The following is a 23,572-nucleotide window of genomic DNA, read 5'->3' as shown; positions in this document are numbered from 1 at the left end:
GACTCGTGATTCAAATGAAGAATGTGCGTCATTTCCCACCGGAGAAATCGCTCAGAGGCGGCAACAGGAAGTGCGCGGCGGCCGGCGCAGGTCCCCTGGCGCCGGCCCCGGACCCGTACGGACGGCGGGAAGGCGATGCGCCCACCTCGTGACCTGCGCCGCGTGCCACCCGGACCGGCGGCGTACGGTCCTCACCGGCCGCGCGACCGACCGGAGTTTATCCGCCATCCTCTTTTCCGGATGACCGAAATCAGCCTCACTCGGCGGTGTGTTCAGCCCCGCACGCGGACGGAAACCCGCGAGCGTATACCCGCCTGACCTCCCGACAAGCCGGAACGCTGTCATAATATGACGAAAGATGAAGCCTTGAAACCCCGGTCAACGGGCCCTACGATCACAGCGTCTGACACCTCGTCACCATCCATGAGATCCGCCATGTCCACCGCGCGAGACTTCCCCCCATTAGTGTCGTGGAGTTTTTTTCATGGTTCATCCGAATTCCATGCCGCATTCCTGCAATTCCTGTGGCACCCCGCTGGAAAAAGGATTGAGAACGGAAGGCACGTCCGCTCGGTACTGCTCGAACGCGTGCCGGCAGCGCGCCTATCGACGGCGTATGAAGAGCGAGTCTCTGGCGACGGAGACGTCCGGTGACCTGCTGACCCCGCTGAGCAGCTTCGTCGGCCGGGTGGACGAGATGGTGGAGGCGAGCAGACTGCTGCGGGGCACCCGGCTGCTCACGCTGACCGGAACCGCGGGCACCGGGAAGACCCGGCTGGCCCTCGAAGTGGCCAGGAAGGAGCAGCGCGGCGGGCGCCAGGCGATCGTGGTGGTCGAACTCGGGGCGTGCGCCGGACCGGAGTCCGTGGCCAGTCGCGTCTTCGCCGCGCTGCACGGCCGTATCGACGCCGACACGCTCTTCGCGGAGGCGAAGGGGCCTGGCGTCAAGCTGTCCGGCTGGCTGGTGGTGATCGACAACTGCGAGCACGTGATCGGCGAGTGCGGGCTCCTGGTGGGCCGGCTGCTGGCCCGGTATCCGGGGCTCCAGATCCTCGCCACCAGCCGCGAGGCGCTGCGGATACCCGGTGAGACCGTCTACCCGGTGAACGGGCTGCCGCTGCCGGACCCTGACGGCAGGCCCTCGGCCGGCGAATACCTGCGATCGGACGCGGTCCGGCTGTTCGCCGACCGGGCGCGCGCCGTGGTGCCGGACTTCGCACTCACCCAGGAGAACGCCGCGGACACCGGGGCGGTCTGCGAGCGGCTGGGCGGCCTGCCGCTCCCCATCGAACTCGCCGCACAGCTGATCCGGACCTTCTCGGTGGCCGAGCTGCGGAAGCGGCTGGACGACCCGCTCTCCCTCCTGGTCGGCGGGTGGCGGACGGCGTCCACCCGGCACCGGAGTTGGCGGGCGGCGCTCACCTGGAGCTACGACCTGCTCAAGCCGATGGAGCAGTTGCTGTTCCGGCGGCTCTCGGTCTTCCCGGGCGGCTTCGGCGTGGACGCCGCGGTCGCCGTGGTCACCGACGAGGTCCCGGCGTCGTCGGTGCCCGGGCTGTTGACGGCGCTCGAATCGAAGTCCGTCATCCGGTCCCCGGCCGGCCTGGGTCGCGAGGAGGCGGGGGCCGGCAGGTTCCACATGCTGGAACCGGTCCGATGTTACGCCCACCAGCAACTCCGCGATCTGCACGAGGAGGAGCAGGCGTACGAAGGACTCACCCGGTGGCTGGCGGCCCTGGTGAGTCCTTTGTGGCGAACGGGGATCGCCTCCCGGGAGACGGTGCGCACGGCGGGGGCCGAACTCGCCAACCTGCGGCACGCCCTCGAAGGGCCGACCGCCGACGATGACGAGCGCCGGCTGCTGCTGGTGGGCGGGCTGGTCACCCTGGAAACGGACCCGGACCCGGAGGCCGGTACGGATACGACCCGCCTCGTCCACGGCGCCTTGCGCGCCGCGAAGCCCGAGGCGCGCTACCGGGCGATCGCCCTGGAGGCAGCGGCGATGCTGGCCGCTCGGCGGGGCGCGCACCGCGAGGCGCTGCACACCATGCAGGAGGCGGTCGACCGGGAACGCGCGAGCGCGCCGAGCCCCCTGCTGTGCCGCCTGCTGCTCCGGCTCAGCCTGCTGAAGGAGCACGCCGGCGACCGTTCCGGCGCCCTCGAAGACCTCACGGCGAGCGTCCGCGCGGGCGAACAACTGGCGGACGAGCCGACCTTCGCGGTGTGCGTGGGCCACCTCGCCAGGCACGAGCTGGTCCGCGGCGAGCCCGCCTCGGCGGCCCGGTTGATCGACCGGGCGCTCCCCGCCGTACCCGCCGTCCCGCCGGAGTGGCAGTGCGACATCATGCACGTGGCGGGGGCACTCGCCGTCGAGTGTGACGACCTCTCGACGGCGGAGCGGCACTTCACCGCGCCGCTGCGGTCGCCGGCAAAGGGCCCCGGCGACGCGGCCGGGCTGATCGAGGGGCTGGCCGTGGTGGCCGTCCGGCGCTTCCAGTTCGAGCGCGGGCTCCACCTGATCTCGGCCGCCGAGGAGATGGCCGAGTCGGTCACCTGCGGGCTGCGGTCCCACCCATGGTGGCGTCAGCGGGTCGAGGCCGCCAGGGCCGCCGGCATCAACGGCCTGACCTCCCGGGCGGACCGCGAGCTGGCCCTGGGCCGTTCACTCCGCCCGGACGAGGTGGTGGCGTACGCGCTGGGCGACGCACCGGCGGCGCCCCCGGCGCGGGACGAGGCCCGGCACGGCCCGCTCAGCCCGCGCCAGTGGGCCGTGGCCGCCTTGCTGATACAGGGATTGACGAACCGTCAGATCGCGTCGCGGATTCACGTGTCGGTGCGCACGGTGGAGACCCACGTCCGCAACATCCGCGGCACCCTCGGCCTGCGCTCGCGCTCCCACATCGCGGCATGGGCCGCCCAGGCCCAGCAGTGACGCGGCGTCCGCGGCCCCTCGGGGGTACCTACAGCCACGACACAACGGCCGTCGTCACGGTTGGACGACGGCGCATAGGTGCTGGGCATGGTCCTTTCCGGTCGACCTTCCCGGTCCCATCGGACTGCCGCTTCACCTCGGCGGTGATCGACTGACGCCCACCGGGATCGGAGTCGGCCAACTTGCCGCTGTCCGCCCGGTATTTCAGCCAGTGCGACGAGTCACCGCAATCGGAGATCAGCACCGTGGTGGGGGCCGTCGAAGGAATGGCAGAGGTCACTTTCGGATCGTTCTTGGGCGCCCCCTTCATCACCAGCCCGTTGACGTGATCCGCGTACATTCCCCGCGAGATCATGGACAGCGCGTCCCCTGACGCGTGGTCGGCGAGCCGAGGGGACTTCCAATCCGAAGCCGTCGCTGCCTGTGCCATATCCCGCCACATCCCCAAGTACGCGGCGGTGGCAGCCGATCGAGCTGCCCGCTCTGCGCTTCCGGTGGACGTCGCCACAGCGCTCGGCCGGATCGATGGGTGCTCCGGCACACTACCTGTCGGCCGCGGCCCGGACCCACCGGACCCGCCCGAAGGACTGCACGCAACCAGCATCACCATGCCCAGCGCCAGGCTTACACCTCCCACCAGGGCAGTCCGGCCACCCGCGGGGCACGCCCACTCCTCGCCGTTGTCTCCACTGACGCAGCACCTCGCTACCGACACGGACAACCCGCTGTCGTGAACAAGCACCACGTCTATCGCCCGCCCCCGCACTCTCTGCAAGGAGTGCGCGGGCGCACCAGCGAACCAACTTCTCCGATAGAACGTCGAATTGGCCGAATCCCACCGGCCGCACGGCGCAAACGCAGCGCACACTGCGGCGGTTCGCCCGGGCCACCGCGCAGAGAGCGCGTGCGCGCAAAGAGATTGCAGACCTCTTGCTGAGCCGCAGGCCAGAAAGGGTCCGTCCCGCCAGCGCGGGGGTGTTCCGCGTAGCGCCTAATTAGGCACTTGCCCCGTAGGCCGTCCCGCCAGCGCGGGGCGTTCCAGCCTGCGGTGGCACGCTCGGCCAGGATGAAAGTCCGCGCGGCACTGGGCGGGAAGGTCGGCGCGGCCGCGGCGAACATGTGGGGAAAAGCGGGTGCGACGGTCAGGGGGCTGCGCGCTGGTGCTCGATCGCGGCTCGCACGTCGGTTGGGCCGTAGGCGGCGAGTGCCCAGAGAGCGGAGATCTGCGCCGCGCCGGTCCACAGGCCGTCGGCGGCCGGCGGCCGAAACGCGCGGACGTTGAGGTGTTGTTCGGCGAACGGGCGAGGGTCGAGGTATCGCAGGCCGCCGGTGCCGCAGAGGTAGGTGTCGGCGCTGACCGCGGTGGTCAGGTCGGCCAAACGTGCCGATCGGTCTGAGGAAGCGGAGAGGTCACTGCTGCGGACGACGGAGCCGCGCCAGCCGAGGAGACTGAGCAGGGCGAGAGTGGTGGCCTCGGCGACGGCCGCTGTAGGGGTGGTCTCGGTGAGGGAGCGGAGGACAGGTTCGAGTGCGCTGCGGAGCCGCGGCCAGTGGGGGCTGGTGCGGTAGAACTGCGCGGGTAGCTGGCCGAGGCGGCGGGCCGTGCGGTGCGGGTCGGCGAGTCGCGCATCGCGGATCAACGTCGCTCGCCCGTCGGGGAGATGGGTTTCGATGGAGAGCCACTTGCGGTGCTGGGGGTCGGCGAGTGCGGCGAGGCGGGCCCGGTGCTGGTAGTCGCGGCGGGCGAACTGGACGTCGTCGAGGACCACCCAGACGTCGGCCGCGTGGATCTTCGCCAGGGTGGACAGGCGGGGCAGCAGGTTGGGCTGGTGGATCGCACACGAACGCGCCAGTGGCGTGTTCTGGCGGCTCACGTGGTCAGGAAGGGAGGAGCCAGCTGTCGTAGCCGCGGGCGCGGAGGCGGTCGAAGGCATCGCGGACCCCTTCCGGGACGTGCTGCTCGATCGCGAAGCCGCGCTTGGGGTACTCCATCACCCGCTCCATGTCACCCATGAGCATGTCGATGAACTGCTTCTCGTCGTCGTGCGTCGTGGCGTACTCGTCGTACGACAACGGCTGCGAGACACAGACCGGGTCCACCTCGGGCCACAGCTTGCGGCACGTCGCGTAGGCGCGTCGCTGCATGTATGGCATGGAGATCAGGAGCAGGGTGGTGACGGCGACACCCGCGTTCTCCAGCACCTCGCGGGAGAAGGCGATGTTCTGGCCGGTGTTGGTGGCCTTGGGCTCCAGCAGGATCGCCTGGTCCGGCACCCCCAGGGAGAGCGCGTGCTCCCGGTAGTGGGTGGCCTCGCCTCGGGGAAACCTCTCCTGGGTGGCGACGCTGGTGTCGCCGGTGAAGACCACCGCCGGGAACATACCGCCGTGGTAGAGGCCGGCGGTGGTGGTGGCCACGCCGAGATCGAGGCTGCCGAGAGCGATCGCGGCAGAGCAGGGCCTCGGCTCGTGGCCCATCTGGTGGAAGTCCCAGATGATTCGGGCGTCGGCCCGGTCTGCGTCGCTGATCGTGGCCTGGCCGGTCACACGTACTCCCCGCTGTTGCGCACGCTCTTGATGCTTCGCAGTTGGTGATTCAGTCCGTACTGGCGGGCGATCTCCGAGGCCCGGTCGAGCACGTCGTTCCCCGCGCTGCGGGTGGCCCGGTCGGTGAGCAGGATGTGGCCGTGCGCGGTATCGATCTGGACGCGCTGAAGCGGGGACTCGAAGCGGCCGTTGCTGCGGGCGGTGTCGATGTAGGCCAAGGCCCGGGTCAGGTCCCCGGCCCCGCGGTGGGCCAGTGCCAGCTTCTGCTGGGCGGTCGCCCAGTCCTCCGGTTCGTCCAGTTCCACGAACCGCTCGGCTGCCTGTCCCATGACCTGGATGGCGAACGTGTTGCGGCCGTCCTTGGCCAGCGCGGTGCCGATCCACAGGAGGGCGCGGGCACGGTCGGCGGAGCCGAGCCGTTCGTCGTCGGTGAGCTGCTGGTAGCGGGTGGCCGCGGGGGTGAGGCGTCCGCTCATTTCCGTGACCACGGCGAGGGAGAGTTCGAGCTGCGCGGCCCGGCGGGGGATGCCGAGTTCGGTGAACAGGTCGTGCGCGTCGGTGTAGAGCCGCCTGGCGGTCAAGAGGTCCTGAAGGGTCCCTTGCAGACGGCGCAGATCGCCGGAGAGCGTCAACGAGCGTCCGTACAGGTACAGTCCGCGGTCGTCGAGGTCACGCACCTGGGCGCGGCCGAGCCGGCGTTCCAGGAGCGTGGCGGCGAAGTCGAAGTCCTGGCGGTCGAGGCACACCACGATCCGCTCCAGGTCCTCCGCCCACGTCTCATGGTCGTCGACCGCGGACACGGGGGTCCTGCTCGGCCGTGGTCGCCGGGGACCGGCGAGGAGTTGCTCGAAGCGGGTTTGGGCGGCGGCATCAGCCCGGGTGAGGGCCGTATCGAGGATGGCCTGGGTGTCCGGCCACGGGCAGGTGCCCGTGCCCAGCTTCTCCCACTTGGAGACGGTGCGGATACCGACACCGAGATGGGCTGCGTAGCCCCGCACACTCATCCGCAGCGCCTGCCGCAGCAGGCCGGCCTCGCGGCCGGTCCAACGTCTCACGCTCGTCACAAACCGCCTCCCTCGTGCCGTCATGGAATCACGGACGGTGTGCGAGGGGCCACGGAAGTGCCACAACGGTGCAACGGCCGTTCATTCCCGACAGGGTGGAAGAGGGCCAGGCTCGAAGGGTTCAGCCCATCCGTCACGCTCCGGAGGACATACGCGTGGCCCCCTTCGCCGAGCACCGCCCGTACCGCTTCCTACGGCTGAGGCCGCCTACCGCTGCCCTCAACGGCCCTGTCCGGCATGGCTACTGCGTCCAGCCGAGCGCGCCGACCCATACGAGCAAAGGAACCACCCGCATGACCGATACGACCGGCGGACCCGACGACGCCGTCGAGAGGGAGTTGCGCGATGCCATGGTGCAGCGCCTCATCGGACTCGGCACCGCTCGGGACTCCCGGGTCGTTGCCGCGTTCCGGTCCGTACCGCGGCACTTGGCGACTCCCGACGTCGATAGGGCGAAGTCGTACGACGCGGAGTTCGCGGCCGTGACCAAAACGGACGCGACGGGCGTGGACATCAGCTCGGTGTCGGCCCCGAGGGTCCAGGCGCTACAGATCGAGCAGGCCCGGATCGAGCCGGGGATGACGGTGCTGGAGATCGGGTCCGGCGGTCCCAACGCCGCCTACCTCGCGGAGATGGTCGAGGAAGACGGCCGGGTGCTCACCATGGACATCGACTCCGACGTGACGGCCCGCGCATCGGCGTTCCTCACGGCGGCCGGCTACCCGAACGTCACCGTCCTCACCGCCGACGCGGAGGACGGCGCGCCCGGCCACGGGCCCTTCGACCGGATCGTCGTCACGGTGCAGGCCGCCGACATTCCCCCCGCGTGGATTCACCAGCTCAAGGAGGGCGGCAGGCTCGTCGTCCCGCTGCGGATGCGCGGCATGACCCGCACCGTCGCCTTCGTCCGCGCCGGCGACCACCTGGTCAGCGACGGGTTCGAACTGTGCGGCTTCGTCCCGATGCAGGGCGCCGGCGAGAACCGGGTCCGGCTCGCCGTCCTCCACGACACGGAGGGCGAACAGGTCGCCCTGCGCCTCGACGGTCACCCCGAGCCGGACACCGCAGCGCTCGCCAGATCGCTGTTCACACCGCGGGCGACGGTGTGGTCGGGGGTCACCCTGGGCGGCACGGAGTCCAACGAGCACCTGGACCTCTGGTTGACGACTGCCTTGGACAACCTTCCGCTGATGGCGGCGGAGCCGGGCGCCCGCGAGCGCGGGTTGGTCGCCTCCGCCTCGCCGCTCGGTATCCCGACCCTTGTGGAAGGGAGCAGCTTCGCCTACCGGACCGTACGGGCCACGGACGTCGAGGACCGCTACGAGCTGGGGGCGATCGGGCACGGCCCGCGCGGGCACGTCCTCGCCGAGCGGCTGGTCTCCGAGATCCGGACCTGGGACCGCGAGCACCGCGGTGACCAGGCCCGCATCGAGGTCCACCCGGCGGGCACCCCGGATCACCAACTCCCCGCGGGCCGCCGCATCGAACGGCGCCACACGCGGGTCACGATCACCTGGCCGTAAGCCCTTTCCGGGCCGACGGTCAGGCGGCACAAGGCACATCCCCGCCCACTTCTTCGGGAGGCATGTCATGGCACAGCAGAACGCGTCCGTCGTCCTCAAGGCGGCGACGGACTACCGAGGCGACGCCGACTTCGACCTTGACGTCCAGACCGTCAGCGCGGCTCCCGTTCTGGGTTCGCTGCTGAATGACACGAGCGACAACTGCACCTCCACCTGCCAGTCCGCCTGTTCCAACAGCACCTGCATCGGCGGCTGATCCCTACCCCTGTCCCGGGGCCGAGCGGCACCCGCCCGCTCGGCCCCGGGCACCCCGAGAGGGAAGGAGGCACGATGTATCACGCGCTCGACGCCGGCGTCATCAGAGCATCCGTCATCCCGACAGCGGCTCCGGTGCCCTCCTGGCCCGAGGACTTCACCGATCGCGCGCGACTGCGCGAATGGATGGGGGAGGTCTGGGCGGACGCACTTCGGGCCGAGGCCGTCACACATGCCGCGCCCACGCTCGCGCGGGCCGTCCGCAAAACGCTCAACGGCACCGCCCACCCACCGCGCGTCGAGAGCACCGCGCGCTCCTTGGCCCGCTACCTATTGCGGATGCAGCATCGCGCCACCCCGTTCGGCCTGTTCGCCGGGGTCACCACGGTGCGGTGTGGGCAAAGCGCTCAAGCCCGTTGGGGAAGAGAGCACCGGGCGTTCGCCGGGGTCGACGCCAGGTGGCTGCACGAGATCATGACGGCGCTGGAGCGCGACCGAGCCGTGCTGCCGCACCTGACGGTCATGGCGGACCCGACATGGACCGCGCGCCCGCGCATCGTGGTCCCCTACCAGCCGGGCACCGACGGCCCGACCAGCACCAGCCTGCGCCGTACCCCGGCCGCCGAGAAGGCGCTGACGTTGGCCGCCACCCCGATCCGGGTCCGCGACCTCACAGCCAAGCTCCGAGCGGGCTACCCCAGCACGCCCGCTGCCACCATCGACGCGATGGTCACCAGCCTGGTCGGACACCGTGTTCTGCTGACCGATCTCCAGCCGCCGACGACCACGGGCGACGGGCTCGGCCACCTGATCCACCAGCTCGAACAGGCCGCAGAGGACCTGCCTGCGGTCACGCGGCTGCGCCAGATCCACCGCGCCCTCCAGAGTCACGACGAAGCCGACCCCGATAGCCAGCCTGCCCTGCGCGCACAGGCCGCCGAGGCAATGACGGCTCTCGCTCCGGCCGCGGAACTCACCCTGGCGGTGAACGTCCGCCTCGATGCCGAGATCGTGCTGCCGGAGCTGGTCGCTCGTGAGGCCGAGCGGGCGCTGACGGCCATGGCGCGCATCACGCCGTATCCGAACGGCTCACTGGCCTGGAAGGACTACCGGGCGCGGTTCCTGGAGCGGTACAGCGTGGGCACCGTCGTACCGCTGCGGGAGCTCACCAATCCGGACACCGGGCTCGGTCTTCCTGTCGGCTTCCGAGGCAGCGTGCTGCCGCGGCCCGTCCTCGCCACGACACCGCGCGACGAACACCTCCTCGCGCTCGCCCAGAACGCGGCGCTCACCGGCCGGCGCGAGGTCACGCTCACCGACGCGGACATCCAGGCCCTGTCCGCCGGCGAACCGACCCAGCTGCCCGCCCACGTCGAGCTGTGCTTCACCGTACGCGCCAGCTCCCTGGACGACGTCGACCAGGGCCGGTTCGCACTGTCCACCGTGGGCCTGTCGCCGGCCGCCGGCACGACCATCGGACGGTTCCTGTCGATGCTGCCGCCCGACGAACTGACCCGACACACCAGGGTGTACGAGTCCCTGCCGACGCTGACCGCCGGCGCGGTCCGGCCCCAGATCTCCGCTCCCCCGATGAAGCGGCAGACGTACAACGTCGCCCGGGCCCCCGTGGTCGCTCCCGAGGTGCTGGCCCTCGGGGAGCACAACCCCGCCGCCACCCTCGACTTGAACGACCTCGGTGTCGTCGCGGACGCTCGCCGCCTGTACCTGGTGTCCCTGTCCACGGGGCGCGTCATCGAACCGTCGGTGATGAACGCCGTCGAGTTGAGCCACGCCACGCATCCCCTGGTGCGGTTCCTGTGCGAGGTGCACCGTTCGCACGCCGCGATCCTCATCCCCTTCGCCTGGGGTGCCGCGGCCCGCCTGCCCTTCCTGCCCGAGGTCCGCTACGGCCGGACCATCCTGTCCGCCGCGTGCTGGCGGCTGCGCGCGGAAGACCTCGGCGACGGGAAGGAATGGATTCTCAGGTTCACCAACTGGCGCGTCCAGTACGGCGTCCCGCGCACCGTCTACGTCGGCTCCAGTGACCAACTCCTCCGGCTCGACCTCGACCTGGCCGCCCACCGCCATCTCCTGCGGCACGAACTGAACCGCCACCGCGCCGTCGTCCTGCACGAGGCACCGGACGAAAGCGCCTTCGGCTGGATCGGCCACACCCACGAAGTGGTCCTACCCTGCGCCTCCGACCAGCCACCCGCCCCGGCTCCCGCACTTCGTGCCGACCGCATGGTGGAGCGCGGGGCCGTACGCCTGCCCGGCGGATCTGGCCGCGCCTTCCTCAAGCTCTACGGCAACCCGGCCCGCGTCCCGGAACTGCTGACCACGCACCTGCCCGGCCTGCTCGCGGCTTGGGATACCGAGCCGGCCGCGTGGTTCGTCCGCTACGCAGACCCCGAACCGCACGTCCGTCTGCGGCTGCTCCTTCCCGGCCCCGAAGGGTTCGGCGCAGCAGCACAGCGCGTGGCGGCATGGGCAGCCGAGCTCCTTGAGGAGGGCCTGATCCAGCGCATCGCCTGGGACACCGACCAACCGGAGACCGGCCGCTACGGCACCGGCGCCGTGCTGGACGCCGCCGAGGCGTACTTCGCAGCCGACTCCGCCGCCGCTCGCGCACAGATGCTGCTCGACCCCGCTGACCACCAACCGGCCGCCGCAGCAGCCTCGTTCGTGGACATCGCCACCAGCCTCCTCGGCTCCCGGCAAGCCGGCCTCGGCTGGATGATCAGGAACCTGCCGCGCACCGACGGCCAGGCCCCACCCCGGCACACCCAGGCCATCGCCGTCCGACTCATCGGCCGAGACGCCCGTTCCGGGCTCATCGAGCTGGGCTTGACAGACGCGTGGGAAGCGCGACAGCACGCGCTTGCGCAGTACCGCTTGGCACTTGAGGCTTCCGGAACCGATCCGGCCGACGTGCTGCCCTCCCTCCTCCACATGCACCACAACCGCGCCGCGGGTATCGACCCCGCAGCCGAAGCCACCTGCCGCCGCACCGCCCGCGCGGCAGCCCTGTCCTGGACCGTCCGCCTGAAAGGAGCCCCGTGGTGACCACAGCCCCTCTCACCGAAAGTGCTTTATCGGTCCGGCAGTCCCTCGCCCACGGCCCCCTCGGAACCACCCTGCTCAGCATCGAACGGGCCCGGCGCGGCACCGAGACCTGGGAGAACGTGCACCGCGCCCTGTCCGGCCTCGGCCCCCTGATCGAAGGCCCGGACGCCGGCCTCTACCTCGGCGCCCCCGCCATGACCTTCGTCCTCCACCAGGCCGCAGGCGGGACCGAACGGTACGCCGGAGCGCTCCACACGCTCGACGGCATCGTGGCCGCCCACACCCGCCGGCGTCTCACCGACGCACACGCCCGCATCAATGCCGGCCGCGCCACCACCTTCGCCGAGTACGACCTCTTCCGCGGCCTCACCGGAATCGGCGCCCTGCTCCTGCAACGACAACCCAGCGGCCCGGAGACGAAAGCCGTCCTGGACTACCTCGTCCGCCTCACCGAACCGATCACCGCCCACGGCACACCGATACCGGGGTGGTGGGTCCACCACGCCCCGACCACCAACCAGGCCACCATGCCCGGCGGCCACGCCAACGCCGGCCTCGCCCACGGCATCACCGGCCCGCTTGCGCTCCTGGCCCTCGCCCTGCGCGCCGGGACCACCGTCGACCACCACGAGACCGCCATCCTGCGCATCTGCCGCTGGCTCGACGAAATGCGGACCCACGACCACCAGGGCACCCACTGGCCCCGCTGGATCAACGAGCACGGCTCCGCACCGGCCCACCCCGCCGCGCCCTCCTGGTGCTACGGCACACCCGGCCTGGCCCGCGCCCAGCAACTCGCCGCCATCGTCACCGAAGACCACGACCGCAAGCGAATGGCCGAACGCGCCCTGCTCCACTGCATCACCGACCCCACCACGCTCGACCGCATCGCCCACCGAGGCCTGTGCCACGGATACGGCGGCATCCTGCGCACGGTGCTGCGTGTCGCCGAGGACTCCGCCAACCCTGCCGCGTTCACCGCCCGAACCGGCCTGCTCGCCAACAGGTTCCTCACCGCAGGCCCACCCGAGGACAGCGGGTTCCTCGAAGGGAGAACGGGAGCCGCCCTGGCCTTCCAGGACGCCGAACCCGGCGGCTCGACCGCCCCGCTCCAAGGGCAGTGGGACGCCTGCCTCCTGCTGTCATGACAGAGTCAGCCGCCGCTCGTGACGTCGACCAGGCCGAAGAAGCTGTCCTGGCCGTCCTCGCCGGGACAACGATCGAGGACGCCGCCCGCCATACCGGCATCCCCACCACTCACCTCGCGGAAAACCTGGAGCGCTACCGAGCCGCCGGCCGCGCAGCGCTGGAGACCCACCCCCGCGGCTGGCACCAGCTGAACATCCAGTTCACCCACTACCCCACAGCTGCCGCCTCCTTCCACGTCCACCTCCTCCCCGCCCTGACCACAGCACCCGTCAGCAGCTGGTGGTTCCTGCGGAAGCACCCCCAGTGGCGCCTCCGCGTCCACCCCGCCGCGGACGCGGCAACGGAGGACGCCGCCACCCACCTCGCGAAAGCCCTCGACCGTGCCGTCACGCGAGGCGCGGTCAAGAACTGGCGCCACGGACCGTACGAGCCGGAGACCACCGCCTTCGGCGGCCCGGCCGGCATGGCGCTGGCCCACGACCTGTTCCACGTCGACAGCGCCGGCATCCTCGACTACGAACACCGCACCGCCCAAGAACAACCGGGACTGCCTGGCGCCAAGACCACCTCGCTCCTGGCCATGACGCTCTTGATGCGCGCCGCCCGCCTGGAGTTCGGCGAGCAAGGCGACGTCTGGGCACAGGTCGAACAACACCGGCCCTTGACGGCGAACGTGCCCCTGGACGGCATCGAGAACATGCGCGCACCATTGCGCCGCCTTCTCCTCACCGACGCCGACCCTCTACTGACCCACGGCCCCCTCACATCGATACGGCCCTGGCTCGATGCTCTGCAACGAAGTGGCGCAGCCCTCGCGAACGCTGCGGGCGAGGGCCAGCTGGCTCTCGGCCTCCGCGGTGTCCTCGCCCGCCATGTCCTCTTCCACTGGAACCGCATGGGCTTCACCACCCGGCAGCAGTCCATCTGGTCCCGCGCCGCGCGCGAAGCAGTCCTGGGGCCGTGACCGATCCGCGTGAGTGAGTCTGCGCCTGCCTGCCCCGTTGCAATCCACCCCATCGACGGCGGGCAGCCAACCACGGCAAACCCGCGCGTTTTTGCAACAGCCGATCCTCGCCGGACCCGAGACAACGCCTACCCGCGACCGCTCAGCGTTGTAGCGTGCTGCCATGACCGCACCACAGCCCAGCAGCAGAGCAAAGCAATTGCAAAGCCCCGTCTGAGCCCCAGGTCAGCAAGTGTCCGCCCCGCCAGCGCGGGGGTGTTCCGGCTCAGCTCGCGTTCGATCATGCGCATCGTGCGTCCGCCCCGCCAGCGCGGGGGTGTTCCGCCATGCACAAGGTTGGACGGTTTCGCGGAAGCGGGGGAACACAGGCGCTCTCCCCCCGTCAGCCGGTGTGCCTGCGCCCCGGCTCGGGGCCATTCGGGACGCGGCCGGTGCGGCGTCACTGGGCCAGGACCGCCCGGCTGTAGTTGTCGGTGCCAGCGGCACGGTCGAGGTCCGCACCCGTCGGCGTACGACCCAACGCACAAGGACGCTCGAACCGCGAGCCGTGCTCGCCGACCGCACTGAGCAGAAGGTTTCAGTGGTCCGATAGTAGCCAGCACCAGCAGGCTGTCGAGCGACAACGGCGACAGCGACGCGCCCATCCGATCCGCCCCGCCACGCAGGGCGAACGCCCGCTGGTGCTCGTACGACACGTACGCCGCAACCGCAGCCACCACGGCGGCACACCCTCGCCGGACCCATGCTTCCGGATCAGCCCTCGATGCCTGCCGAACCGCCCCTCCCGCGGCCCGCCGCCGGCGGCCCCTCAACTGTCGCCGACAGCGTCAACATCCGCGGCGTCAAAAGTCCCGTGGCTGTCGGAATTACCTCGGGGGTCAGTTCGACAGCGTGTACACGCCGGTGCCGGTCGCGGTGGTCACCCCGCCCGGGAGCGCGCAGGCGGAGGGGAGGTTGCTGAGGGTGTAGGAGGCGGTGATGGTGTCCCCGGTGAAGGGGCCCGAGGTGATGGTGCCGCTGTTCACGCTGACCAGGGAGCCGTTGGTCTGGAGCACGCGCAGCGCCGTGAAGGTGAAGTGCGAGGTGGTCTTGTCGTTCCAGCTGATGTCGCCCTCGACCTTCAGGCTCCCGGCGGTGCAGGAGAAGGAGTCGCTGGAGCCCTGGGCGGCGATGGTCCCGGAGGTCACTCCCGGCTTCCCGACGCAGTTGTCCAGGGTGCCGGGCCCGTTCAGGGTGACGGCCGCGGGGGTGAGGGTCAGCCCGGGGGTGTACTGCGGGGCGATGGTGCTCGTGCAGGCCAGGTCGACCGCGGTGGCGTGGGCCGCCGACGTGGCGGTGAGCGTGGTGCAGGCGGCGAGCACGAGCGCGGCAGCGCCCGTGGCGGGACGGAGAATACGCACGGGGGCGCCTTCCGGTCGGCGGACGAACGTCCGGGGGTTGCGTTCCCAGGAGAATTACGCTCCCCCGCCGATCCTCAAGCGATCCGGCCCCGCGATTCACGCGAACGGGGTCCACCCGCCAAGTGGCCGAGCCTCCGGTGCCGCACAGGGTCCGCCGGCCGTCCGACCGGGCCCGCGATGGGGGCGCGGGCCCGGGCGCGGGCGCGGGCTCAGATGCAGACGCTGAGGCTGAACTCGCTGGGGAACGGTCCGCAGATCGCGAAGCTCAGCTCGGAGATCGCGATCTCCCCGTTCTCGGGGGCGGGGTCGTGCCGGGGTGCGTCGGGGAGGCTCTGCAAGGCGATCACTTGGTCCATGGTCCGCTCTTTCCGTGGGAGGGGTCGGGTCGGTGGTGTCCCGTGCCGTCGGCGGCGCGGGCGTCGGTGGCGGCCGGTGCCGTAGCGGCCGCGCAGTGGCGCGCGCTCAGCCGGTCGAGGCTGAACAGCCGGTCCTGGCCCGCGCCGAGCACCTGGTCGAGGAAGAGCAGGACGCCCGCGCCGCCGCTCCACAGGTCCGCGCTGAACCGCTTGAGCTTCTCGCCGTGGAACCGGACGCCGGTGGCGCCGGGGACGGCGTACTTGAACAGGGCCCGGGCGGTGCGCAGCGCGGAGCGGGCGGACGCCTCGTCGCCGCTGACGGCCGCGTGGTCGGCGAGCGCGAAGCCCAGCCCGGCCAGGCCCTGGTACAGGCCCGGCATGACCGTGTAGGTGGTGCGCAGCCGCGGCAGGAGGTCGCTCTCGACGGCGGCGAGGCGCTCGTCGTCGCAGACGGTGGTGTAGCGGCAGACCGCGCGCAGGATTCCGGCGGTGCCGCTGAACAGGTACGGCATCGACCGGCGGTCGGTGGCGGAGAGCGGGAAGTGCGGCGACGCCGAGCCGGCGGGCATCGCCCGGTCCAACTCGTGGTGCAGCAGCCGCACCCCGCGGTCGAGATGGCCGGTGTCCCCGGTGACCGCGGCGAGCGGGTGGAGCGCCCAGGCGATGCCGCACCTGCCGTGCAGCCATCCGGTCGGGTCGTCGGGCGCCAGCAGTCCGGCCAGTTCCCCGTCCGCCGGCAGTGCGGACAGCAGGCGCTCGGCGGTGTCGACGTGCCGATGGTCGCCGGTGTGCTCGAAGAGCGACAGGTGGGTCATCGCCACCCCGGCCGCGCCTTCGGCGAAGCCGGCCCGCCGGGCGGTCAGCGGGTGCTCGGTCGCGGCGGCGAGCAGGTCGCGCGCCTCGTCGAGGTACCCGTGGTCGGCCAGCACCCAGGCGACGCCGGCCAGCCCGACGTGCAGCCCCGGCGGCAGGCTGCCGGCGGTGGCCAGCGCGTCGCGGCGGAAGCGTGCGACGAGGTCCTCGTGCACGGTGACGCCGCTGTGCCGCAGCGCGTGCAGGACGCCCGCGGAACCGTAGGCGACGCACACGGTGTTGCTGGCGTACCCGTCGGGGATGGTCGGGAAGAGGGTGTCCGCGCGGTCCGGGTCGGCCATCGAGGTCAGGGCTTCCACGACCTTGTCGCGCAGGTCGCGGAGGTGGCGTACCGGGTCGGCCGCCACCTCCCGCGGGCCCGGCAGCAGTTCCGGGCCGTCGGCCGGGTGGTAGCGGACCGCGCGCTCCCACAGCGCCGGGGGCACGGTCATCCGGTCCTGGAGGTCGGCCCGCAGGTGCTCCAGCGAGCGGGGGTAGCGGTCGGCCGTGGCGAAGGTCGGGCCGAGCATCAGCCGGACCAGCGCCGAGATGCCGTAGTCGTCCTGGACCGCCGGGTCGTCCCGCACCAGGTGGGCGGGGGGCGCGTATCCGTCGGTGGCCACCGAGACGCCCTTGTCCCGCAGCCCGCGCGCCGCCTCGAAGTCCACCAGGCGCGGCTGGTCGCCGTCGCCGACCAGGACGTTGCCGGGGCTGACGTCGCCGAAGAGGTACCCCAGCGCGTGCAGGACCTGCACCTGCTCCGCGAGCGACGCGACGACCGCCTGGCAGTCGGCGGTGTACCGGTCGAAGTCCGGCCGCCGCGCCTCCACCTGGGTCACCGGGCTGCGGGCGACCACCCAGGAGTTGAGCGTCATGCCCTCGATGAACTCGGTGACCAGGAACTCGTGTTCCCACTCGCGGAAGTACGCGATCGGCTCGGGGCAGATCCCGGGGTGCGCGTCGTGCAGCGCCCGCAGGGTGTCCCACTCGCGGCGGGTGCGCTCGACGGCGGTCAGGCCGTCCCAGGAGAGCCCGGTGTGGTCGCGGGCCTCCTTGATGAAGACCTTCCGGCCGGTGGCGAGTTCGCGGCCGGCGTAGGTCCCGCCGCCGTTGCTGTGCCGGACGGCGTGGTCGAAGGCGAAGCCGTGGAAGTCGGTCCCCGTGTCGTCGGGCGCGCTGTCCGGCGCGAACGGGTCGGTGATCCCCTCGGGCAGGTGGAACCTCGGCTCGCGGCGGTCGGTGACGATCCGGCCGCGACCGTCCCGCAGCACCGGCGTGCCGGTGCCGTCCGGCTGGAGCCGGCGCCGGGGCGTGAAGGAGCCGTAGCGGTAGTGGACCACCTGGGAGTCGCCGAAGCGGCGGTCGGTGAGGATGAACTGCCCCTGCTCGGACTCCAGTCGCGTGGCGAGCGCGCTCATCAGCGTCCGGGCGGCCCGTTCGTCGGCCGGGTAGGCGACCACGAGTTTGCCGCTCTGCGTGCGGGAGGCGTGCTTGTGCTGGAGCAGCAGCACGAAACGCGTCGCCGCGACGTGCTTGAAGGGGATGCCGCGCGCGAAGCACTCGTCGGCGACCACGTCGAGGACGTCGGCGATCCGGTCGGCGCGGGCCGAGACGTGCACCTTCCAGCCCTGGTCGGGCATCGGCCGGCCCTTGCGCCCCCAGGACCGCCACAGGTAGTGGTCGAAGGACTGCCAGCCGTCCGGGACCTTCGACGGGGCGTACTCCCGGCCGCGGTCCGCGAGCGTCTCGACGGGCCGGTAGTAGTCGGGGTCGGCCATCGCATAGGTCTGTTCGATCATCGCTGCCTCGCGTTTCCCGGACGTGGGTGAGCAGGGGGCCGCCCCGCGGGGGCCGGGCGGCCGGCCGCCCCGCGGGGGGGCCGGGGCGACGCGTGTCACGGACGCGCCGCCCCGGCAGTGCCTCACGCGCAGTGCCTCACGCGCAGAGGAACCAGCTGGCGTCGCTGCAGATGAAGTAGCTGCCCTCTACCTCCTGCTGCTGGTCGGGGGCCGGGATTTCCATCTCCTGGAGGTCCAGCACCTGGCTCATGGGTCTCTCCTGATCTGTCGGGTCTTCACGGTCTCCGCGCCGTCGGGTGACGGGCGGACATCTGGGGGGTGCGCGCCGGGGCCGGCGTGACGGCGCGGCGGGCGGCGGGGGCCGGGCGGCCGGCGCGGCGGGCGGGGGACGGTGAACCGGCGCCGCGCGCGAGGGAGTCGACGCTGAAGAGCGGGTCGGGGCGCTGGTCGAGCAGGTGCGAGAGGAAGAGCAGGACACCGGACGCGCCGCTCCACAACTCGCAGCTGTGGCGCAGCCGCAGGTCCCCGAGGAAGCGGACGCCGTCGCCGCTGGGCCGCGCGTGGGCGAACAGGGTGCGCGCCGACTTCCACGAGGCGGCCCGCGCCCGCTCGTCGTCGAGCAGCCGGCCGCACTCGGCCAGGGCGAACCCCAGTCCCGCCAGCCCCTGGAAGAGCCCGGCGTGCGCCACGTACGTGATCGACGACTTCGCCACGAGCTTCGGTACGGCCAGCGCCAGCCGCTCGTCCGGTGCGGCGGCCAGGTGGCGGGCGGCCACGGTGAGGAAGCCGGCGGTGCCGCAGTGCAGGTAGTACATGCCCCTGCGGTCCTTCGCGGAGACCGGGAAGACGAGTTCGCCGGTCCCCGACTCCCGGGCCCGGTCGAGTTCCGCGTGCAGCAGCCGGACGCCGTCACGCCGCAGGCGGTCCTCGCCGGTGACGGCCGCCACCTGCTGGAGCGCGTGGGCGATCCCGGTGCGTCCGTAGCACAGGCCGGTCATGTCGTGCGGGCCGAGCCGTGCGCTCAGCGCGGCCGGCCGCTCGGGCAGGCTGGTCAACTCCAGGGCCCGGTCGAGGTGGTGCTCGTCGCGGCTGTGCCCGTACAGGGCCAGGTGCGCCATGGCGACGCCCGCGGCGCCCCACGCGAGGGTGGCCGAGTCGCGGGTCAGCGGATGGCGGTCCGCCGCGCCGAGCAGGGCGCCCGCCTCGTCGAGGTACCCGAGGTCGGCCAGCACCCAGGCGATGCCGGCCAGGCCCGAACAGAGCCCGGGCGGAAGGGAGTCGGCCTGCGCCAGCGCGTCCTCGCGCAGCCGCCGGGTGATCCGGTCGGGGACGTCCACCCCGGACCTGCGCAGGGCGTGCACCACGCCGGCGGTGCCGTAGGCCACGCCGAGCGTGTTGGTCTCGTAGCCCTGCGGGACGGTGGGGAAGACGCCCCAGGGACGGTCGGCCGCCGCGTCCACGATGCCCGCCGCGACGCGGTCGCGCAGTTCGGTGAGGGCCTTGCGCTCGTCGGCGTCGACCTGTTCGGGGGTGGGGAGCGCGGCGGTGGCCGCCGCGGTCACGGACGATCCGGCCGAGCGGGTCGCCCGGCGCCACAGCTCCGGCGGCACCGGGCCGCGTTCGGTGAGGTCGCGCAGGAGGTGCGCCAAGGCGCCCGGGTTCCGCTCGGCCGAGGGCGCCAGCGGCGTCAGCAGGAGCAGCCCCAGGCGGGCGGCGGTCGCGGCCGGACCGTCCGTGCTCCCCCGTCGGGCGGAACCGGTACCGGTACCGGAACCGGAACCGGAACCGGCGTCGCTATCGCTATCGCTATCGGCGTCCGGGCCGCTGCCGATGCCCGCGCCGACGAAACCGCCGGTCAACCGGATGCCGTCGTCACCGTCGACGAGGACGTCGCGCGCCTGGACGCGGTCCACCGGCCGGCCGAGGAGCCACAGGCGGTGCAGGTCGCGCTCGATCCGGGCCATCAGGTCCGCGGCCCGCCGGTGGTAGCGCGCCCAGTCGGCCGCCGACGCGGCCGGGTCGGCCAGCGGGCTGTTCGCGACCACCCAGGAGGTCAGCGGCACGCCCTCCACCAACTCGGCCAGCAGGTAAGGGTATTGACGCCCCGCGACGAAGACCAGCGGGCGCGGGCACAGGCCGGGCGCCTCCTTGTGGATCAGGGTCAGGGCCCGCCACTCCGCACGCAGCCGATCGGTCGCCGTGCCCCCGTTCTCGGTCGGCCCGGCGTGCGGGAACGCCTGCTTGACGAAGATCTCGGAGCCGTCGAGCACGTTGCGCGCCGTGTAGGAGTATCCGGCGGTGGAGGCCGCCTTGAGCCGCCGTACCTCGAAGCCCTCGGGCGGCACGGGGGTGGGCGCGGGGCCGTCCATCAGGTAGTCCTCGGTGGCCCGCGTGCCGTCCGGGCGGATCGCGGACGCGGCCGGGGAGGGGACACGGCCGGACCGTACGAACAACGGGCCCTGGTACTGCGCCTCGGCCGCCCCGCCCGGCCCGGCCTCGAAGACCGCCGCCGTGCGCAGCGCCCGCAGCAGGTCCTCCGAGGCGGCCGCGTCGGCGGGGGCGGCGACGCAGAACCTGCCCGCCTGCGCCCGCGAGCCGCGCGGGTGGTTCAGATGGCGGTGGACGCTACGGTTCGCGACGTGCCGGAAGGGGATGCCGCGCGCGAAGCAGGCCGCGGCGAAGGCGTCCAGCACGGGCTGGAGCTGTTCGGGGTGCGCGGAGGCGTGGACGCGCAGGTCGCTCGCCTCGAACCGCCGCCCGCCGTCGGGCGTCCACTGGGTCCACCACCCGGTCCTGGCGGCGGTCCAGTCCGGCGGTACGGTCCCCGGCCGCAGGTGGGGCGCTCGGTCCGCGACCGCGGACGGCGGCAGGTAGAAGTCGGGATCGGCGAAGGTGAACACGTCGACGCTCATGAGGTGACCTCCACGCGGCGGTCGGCGGCGGGCGCCGCCAGATCGGGGGCCGCACCAGCAGCGGGCGCGGCCAAGTCGAGGGCCGTACCAGCAGCGGGCACCGCCAGGTCGGGGGCCGCACCGCCCGCGGGCACCGCAAGGTCAGGGTGCGGGCCGGGGTCCGCGCCGGCCGCCTCGTCGTGGCCGAACAGATCCCGGTAGACGCCCGGTTGCGCGATCAGCCGGCGGTGGTCGCCGCGCTGGACGATCCGGCCGCGCTCCAGCGCGATGATCTGGTCGGCGTTGCGGACCGCGTTGATCCGGTGCGAGATGACGACGCGGGTGATGGACAGTTCGCTGAGCGCCGCGTCGACCCGGCGCTCGGTCTCGGGGTCGAGGTGGCTGGTCGCCTCGTCGAGCAGCAGCAGCCGCGGCCGGTGGATCAGCGCGCGGGCGAGCGCGACCCGCTGGCGCTGGCCCGCCGACAGCCCGGTGCCGCCCTCGCCCACCGCCGTGTCGTAGCCCATCGGCAGGGCGGCGACGTCGTCGTGCAGCCCGGCCAGCCGCGCCGCCCTGACGATCTCGTCGAGTCCGGCGTCCGGTCTGCTGAGCACCAGGTTGTCCCGGATCGAACCGTCGAACAGGGTCAGGTCCTGCAGGACGGCGCCGCAGTGCGCGCGCAGGTCCGGCAGGTCCAGGTCGGCCAGCGCGACACCGTCGTGCCGGATCTCGCCGCGCTCGGGCAGGTGCAGGCCGAGCAGCAGCCCGCCGAGCGTGCTCTTGCCCGAGCCGGTCCGGCCGACGATCGCCGTCTTCCGCCCGGCGGCGACGGTGAAGGTGATGTCCTCCAGCGTCGGGCGGCGGCCTCCCGGGTAGCGGAACGCGACGTCGCTCAGGGAGATGGCCGAGGACGCCGCCGCGGGCAGCCGGACGGTGCCGGACCGCTCGCGCGGGGCGTCCAGGACGTCGAAGACCCGCTCGACCTGCGCCCTGATGCCCTGGTACATCTGGCCGGAGTTGGCGAACGTCTCGATGGGGCTGAGGACGGACAGCGCGATCGCGTTGTCGGCGAGCATGGTGCCGACGCTCATCCGGTGGGTGAGCACCAGCCACGCCCCCAGCCAGAGCAGCGCCAGCGGCCCGAACATGCTCAGGCCCTTCTGGGCGCCGGTCAGCCAGGCGGTCCATCGGCCGCGGTGCGCGCTGGCCGTCTGGTACGTCGTGAACAGCCGCTCCCAGCGGGCGGTGGCGCGCCGCTCCACGCCGTTGGCCTTCAGCGCGCTGATCGCTTCGAGGGCCTCCACGAGGTAGCCCTGCTCCTCGGTCTTGGCCGCCAGCTCGCGCTGCGCGAGAATCCGCGTCTTGCGGTAGCTGCCCGTGACGACGGCGAGTTGGAGCACGAACAGCGGGACCACGGCCACGGCGAACAGCGGCGCGGTCACCAGCAGGCCGATGACGTACCCGGAGAGCAGGCAGCCGTCGAGGACGGTGGTGAGCAGTTGCTGGGTCAGCGCCTCCCGGGTCGACGACACGCTCGCCAGGCGCATCAGCAGGTCGCCCCGCCCCCGGTCGCCGAAGAAGCCGAGCGGCAGGGCGAACAGATGCGTCACGAACTCCCGGCTCAGCCGCTGGTCCCCGCGCACCCGCAGGGCAAGCATCGCCAGGCCGCGGGCCGCGGCGAGCACCCCGCAGAGCACCGCGACGCCCACCGCGGCCACGAGGAAGAAGCCGAGCGAGCCCACGCGGTGGCCGGGGATGACCGAGTCCACGATGGCCCTGGTCGCCATAGGCGCGGCCAGCCCCAGCCCCTGCAGGCCGGCGGCGAGCAGCGCGGCGAGCGCGAGCCGGCGCCGCCCGCCCGGCATGGCGACGAACTGCCGCAGGTAGCGCACCATCGGCAGGTCCCGGACCGCCGACCGGCGGTGGGCGAAGTCCGGGCCCGGTACGAAGCGGAGCAGCACCCCGCCGTAGCCCTCGGCGAACTCGGCGCGGGGCAGCCGGCGCCGCCCGGCGCCGGGGTCGGCGATCCAGACGTGCGAGCGCGACACCTTCGCCACCACGACGAAGTGGTGGCGGGACAGGTACGCGATCGTCGGCCCGCTCTGCGGTCGCGCCCACGCGTCGTCGGAGGTGTCCACCGTCACCCGCAGCCCGAACGTCTCGGCGGCGCGCGCGATCTCGCCGGCGGAGACCCCGTCGCGCCCCATCTCCAGGCGGGCGCGGCTCTCGGGCACCGACGTCTGCCGGCCGTGGAAGCTGAGCACCATCGCCAGGCACGCGGCGCCGCACTCGGTCCTGGTCAGCTGGACGCGCAGCGGGACCCGCCGGGCCGGAAGGAGGCGACGCGCGAACGGGGGGAGGCTCATGGCTGTTCCTCCAGGGGAAGGGCGGACGTGACGCTTTCCGGCGCGGCGCGAAGGAGCGGCGCCCCGTACCGCGCGTCGGCGGGCCGCGGAGCGGTGCCGACCCGGGCCGGCACCGTCAACTGCCCTGTCGCCAGAGGCCGTTCGAGAACCGGCGGCCGTTCGAGGACCAGTGGCCGTCCAGCGACCGGCGGCCTTCGACGAACCGGCAGGGCACCGCTCGGCAGGGCACGACTCGGCAGACCACCGCTCGACCGGCCGGCGGTCGGTGCCGGGCGGGCGGGGGCGAGGAGCTTCCGCCCGTTCTCGTCGACTGTCGTCACCAGGCCCTCCTCCCTCGTCGCGTGAACCCGGCGACGTCCGTTCGTGCGGGTGGGTCGCGGCGCGGCACGTCGGTTCCGGCCGGGTACCGGA

17 protein-coding genes are annotated in these 23,572 nt (G+C 72.4%); 6 read left to right on the top strand and 11 right to left on the bottom strand.

The window, feature by feature from the left end:
• The first annotated feature begins 616 nt into the window (after window positions 1-616).
• Complete coding sequence (locus tag AB0399_RS30300) at window positions 617-2,932, top strand: LuxR C-terminal-related transcriptional regulator (protein WP_366413515.1); 2,316 nt, start codon at window positions 617-619, stop codon at window positions 2,930-2,932.
• 28 nt (window positions 2,933-2,960) lie between these two features.
• Here the strand turns inward: AB0399_RS30300 and AB0399_RS30295 are convergent, their stop codons facing one another.
• From AB0399_RS30295 to AB0399_RS30280, 4 genes are all read right to left on the bottom strand, one after another.
• Window positions 2,961-3,272, bottom strand: a complete 312-nt coding sequence (locus tag AB0399_RS30295) for a hypothetical protein (protein ID WP_366413514.1) — start codon at window positions 3,270-3,272, stop codon at window positions 2,961-2,963.
• A gap of 802 nt (window positions 3,273-4,074) precedes the next feature.
• Complete coding sequence (locus tag AB0399_RS30290) at window positions 4,075-4,806, bottom strand: WbqC family protein (protein ID WP_366413513.1); 732 nt, start codon at window positions 4,804-4,806, stop codon at window positions 4,075-4,077.
• A 4-nt stretch (window positions 4,807-4,810) separates the two neighbouring features.
• The gene (locus AB0399_RS30285) at window positions 4,811-5,407 is read right to left on the bottom strand and encodes a YdcF family protein (protein WP_366413522.1); all 597 of its coding nucleotides are present in this window, start codon (window positions 5,405-5,407) and stop codon (window positions 4,811-4,813) included.
• 65 nt (window positions 5,408-5,472) lie between these two features.
• The gene (locus tag AB0399_RS30280; RefSeq protein ID WP_329361935.1) at window positions 5,473-6,540 is read right to left on the bottom strand and encodes a hypothetical protein; all 1,068 of its coding nucleotides are present in this window, start codon (window positions 6,538-6,540) and stop codon (window positions 5,473-5,475) included.
• A gap of 293 nt (window positions 6,541-6,833) precedes the next feature.
• On the opposite strand from AB0399_RS30280, the gene fxlM reads away from it, so the two are divergent.
• From fxlM to AB0399_RS30255, 5 genes are all read left to right on the top strand, one after another.
• Window positions 6,834-8,063, top strand: coding sequence for a methyltransferase, FxLD system (gene fxlM, locus AB0399_RS30275; protein ID WP_366413512.1), 1,230 nt, complete (start codon window positions 6,834-6,836; stop codon window positions 8,061-8,063).
• A 67-nt stretch (window positions 8,064-8,130) separates the two neighbouring features.
• Window positions 8,131-8,319, top strand: a complete 189-nt coding sequence (locus AB0399_RS30270; RefSeq protein WP_366413511.1) for an FxLD family lanthipeptide — start codon at window positions 8,131-8,133, stop codon at window positions 8,317-8,319.
• 74 nt (window positions 8,320-8,393) lie between these two features.
• Window positions 8,394-11,384, top strand: a complete 2,991-nt coding sequence (locus AB0399_RS30265; RefSeq protein WP_366413510.1) for a lantibiotic dehydratase — start codon at window positions 8,394-8,396, stop codon at window positions 11,382-11,384.
• Window positions 11,381-12,532 (top strand): lanthionine synthetase C family protein, encoded by a 1,152-nt coding sequence (locus AB0399_RS30260; RefSeq protein ID WP_366413509.1) that lies wholly within the window; start codon window positions 11,381-11,383, stop codon window positions 12,530-12,532. The genes AB0399_RS30265 and AB0399_RS30260 overlap by 4 nt, the downstream gene beginning before the upstream one ends.
• Complete coding sequence (locus AB0399_RS30255) at window positions 12,529-13,497, top strand: thiopeptide-type bacteriocin biosynthesis protein (protein ID WP_366413508.1); 969 nt, start codon at window positions 12,529-12,531, stop codon at window positions 13,495-13,497. Before AB0399_RS30260 ends, AB0399_RS30255 begins: the two co-directional genes overlap by 4 nt.
• Window positions 13,498-13,625: 128 nt before the next feature.
• Here AB0399_RS30255 and AB0399_RS30250 read toward each other — a convergent pair whose 3' ends face one another.
• From AB0399_RS30250 to AB0399_RS30220, 7 genes are all read right to left on the bottom strand, one after another.
• On the bottom strand, window positions 13,626-14,192 hold the full coding sequence (locus AB0399_RS30250; RefSeq protein ID WP_366413521.1) for a hypothetical protein: 567 nt from the start codon (window positions 14,190-14,192) through the stop codon (window positions 13,626-13,628).
• A 183-nt stretch (window positions 14,193-14,375) separates the two neighbouring features.
• Window positions 14,376-14,897, bottom strand: a complete 522-nt coding sequence (locus tag AB0399_RS30245; RefSeq protein ID WP_329361947.1) for a hypothetical protein — start codon at window positions 14,895-14,897, stop codon at window positions 14,376-14,378.
• A gap of 209 nt (window positions 14,898-15,106) precedes the next feature.
• Window positions 15,107-15,253, bottom strand: coding sequence for a hypothetical protein (locus AB0399_RS30240; RefSeq protein ID WP_329361949.1), 147 nt, complete (start codon window positions 15,251-15,253; stop codon window positions 15,107-15,109).
• The gene (lanKC, locus tag AB0399_RS30235; protein ID WP_366413507.1) at window positions 15,241-17,904 is read right to left on the bottom strand and encodes a class III lanthionine synthetase LanKC; all 2,664 of its coding nucleotides are present in this window, start codon (window positions 17,902-17,904) and stop codon (window positions 15,241-15,243) included. The genes AB0399_RS30240 and lanKC overlap by 13 nt, the downstream gene beginning before the upstream one ends.
• A 136-nt stretch (window positions 17,905-18,040) precedes the next feature.
• Window positions 18,041-18,154: a SapB/AmfS family lanthipeptide gene (locus AB0399_RS30230; RefSeq protein ID WP_329361953.1), complete on the bottom strand. Its 114-nt coding sequence runs from the start codon at window positions 18,152-18,154 to the stop codon at window positions 18,041-18,043.
• A 25-nt stretch (window positions 18,155-18,179) separates the two neighbouring features.
• Window positions 18,180-20,816: a lanthionine synthetase C family protein gene (locus tag AB0399_RS30225; protein ID WP_366413506.1), complete on the bottom strand. Its 2,637-nt coding sequence runs from the start codon at window positions 20,814-20,816 to the stop codon at window positions 18,180-18,182.
• Window positions 20,813-23,161 carry a peptidase domain-containing ABC transporter gene (locus tag AB0399_RS30220; protein ID WP_366413505.1) on the bottom strand — a complete coding sequence of 783 codons (2,349 nt, stop codon included), beginning with the start codon at window positions 23,159-23,161 and terminating at the stop codon, window positions 20,813-20,815. Before AB0399_RS30220 ends, AB0399_RS30225 begins: the two co-directional genes overlap by 4 nt.
• Window positions 23,162-23,572 lie beyond the last annotated feature (411 nt).

The organism is Streptomyces sp. NPDC088194 (assembly GCF_040702025.1).
Taxonomy (GTDB): domain Bacteria; phylum Actinomycetota; class Actinomycetes; order Streptomycetales; family Streptomycetaceae; genus Actinacidiphila.
Note: the sequence above shows the minus strand (reverse complement) of the source record. Positions and strands in the feature narration are given on the sequence as shown.

What these genes read in the sequence shown, in the direction of transcription:
- AB0399_RS30295 (WP_366413514.1), bottom strand. Translation starts at nt 3,272, where the DNA reads ATGTACGCGGATCACGTCAACGGGCTGGTGATGAAGGGGGCGCCCAAG.
- AB0399_RS30220 (WP_366413505.1), bottom strand. Translation starts at nt 23,161, where the DNA reads ATGAGCCTCCCCCCGTTCGCGCGTCGCCTCCTTCCGGCCCGGCGGGTC.
- AB0399_RS30270 (WP_366413511.1), top strand. Translation starts at nt 8,131, where the DNA reads ATGGCACAGCAGAACGCGTCCGTCGTCCTCAAGGCGGCGACGGACTAC.
- AB0399_RS30285 (WP_366413522.1), bottom strand. Translation starts at nt 5,407, where the DNA reads ATGGGCCACGAGCCGAGGCCCTGCTCTGCCGCGATCGCTCTCGGCAGC.
- AB0399_RS30265 (WP_366413510.1), top strand. Translation starts at nt 8,394, where the DNA reads ATGTATCACGCGCTCGACGCCGGCGTCATCAGAGCATCCGTCATCCCG.
- lanKC (WP_366413507.1), bottom strand. Translation starts at nt 17,904, where the DNA reads ATGATCGAACAGACCTATGCGATGGCCGACCCCGACTACTACCGGCCC.
- AB0399_RS30230 (WP_329361953.1), bottom strand. Translation starts at nt 18,154, where the DNA reads ATGAGCCAGGTGCTGGACCTCCAGGAGATGGAAATCCCGGCCCCCGAC.
- AB0399_RS30255 (WP_366413508.1), top strand. Translation starts at nt 12,529, where the DNA reads ATGACAGAGTCAGCCGCCGCTCGTGACGTCGACCAGGCCGAAGAAGCT.
- AB0399_RS30240 (WP_329361949.1), bottom strand. Translation starts at nt 15,253, where the DNA reads ATGGACCAAGTGATCGCCTTGCAGAGCCTCCCCGACGCACCCCGGCAC.
- AB0399_RS30225 (WP_366413506.1), bottom strand. Translation starts at nt 20,816, where the DNA reads ATGAGCGTCGACGTGTTCACCTTCGCCGATCCCGACTTCTACCTGCCG.
- fxlM (WP_366413512.1), top strand. Translation starts at nt 6,834, where the DNA reads ATGACCGATACGACCGGCGGACCCGACGACGCCGTCGAGAGGGAGTTG.
- AB0399_RS30300 (WP_366413515.1), top strand. Translation starts at nt 617, where the DNA reads ATGAAGAGCGAGTCTCTGGCGACGGAGACGTCCGGTGACCTGCTGACC.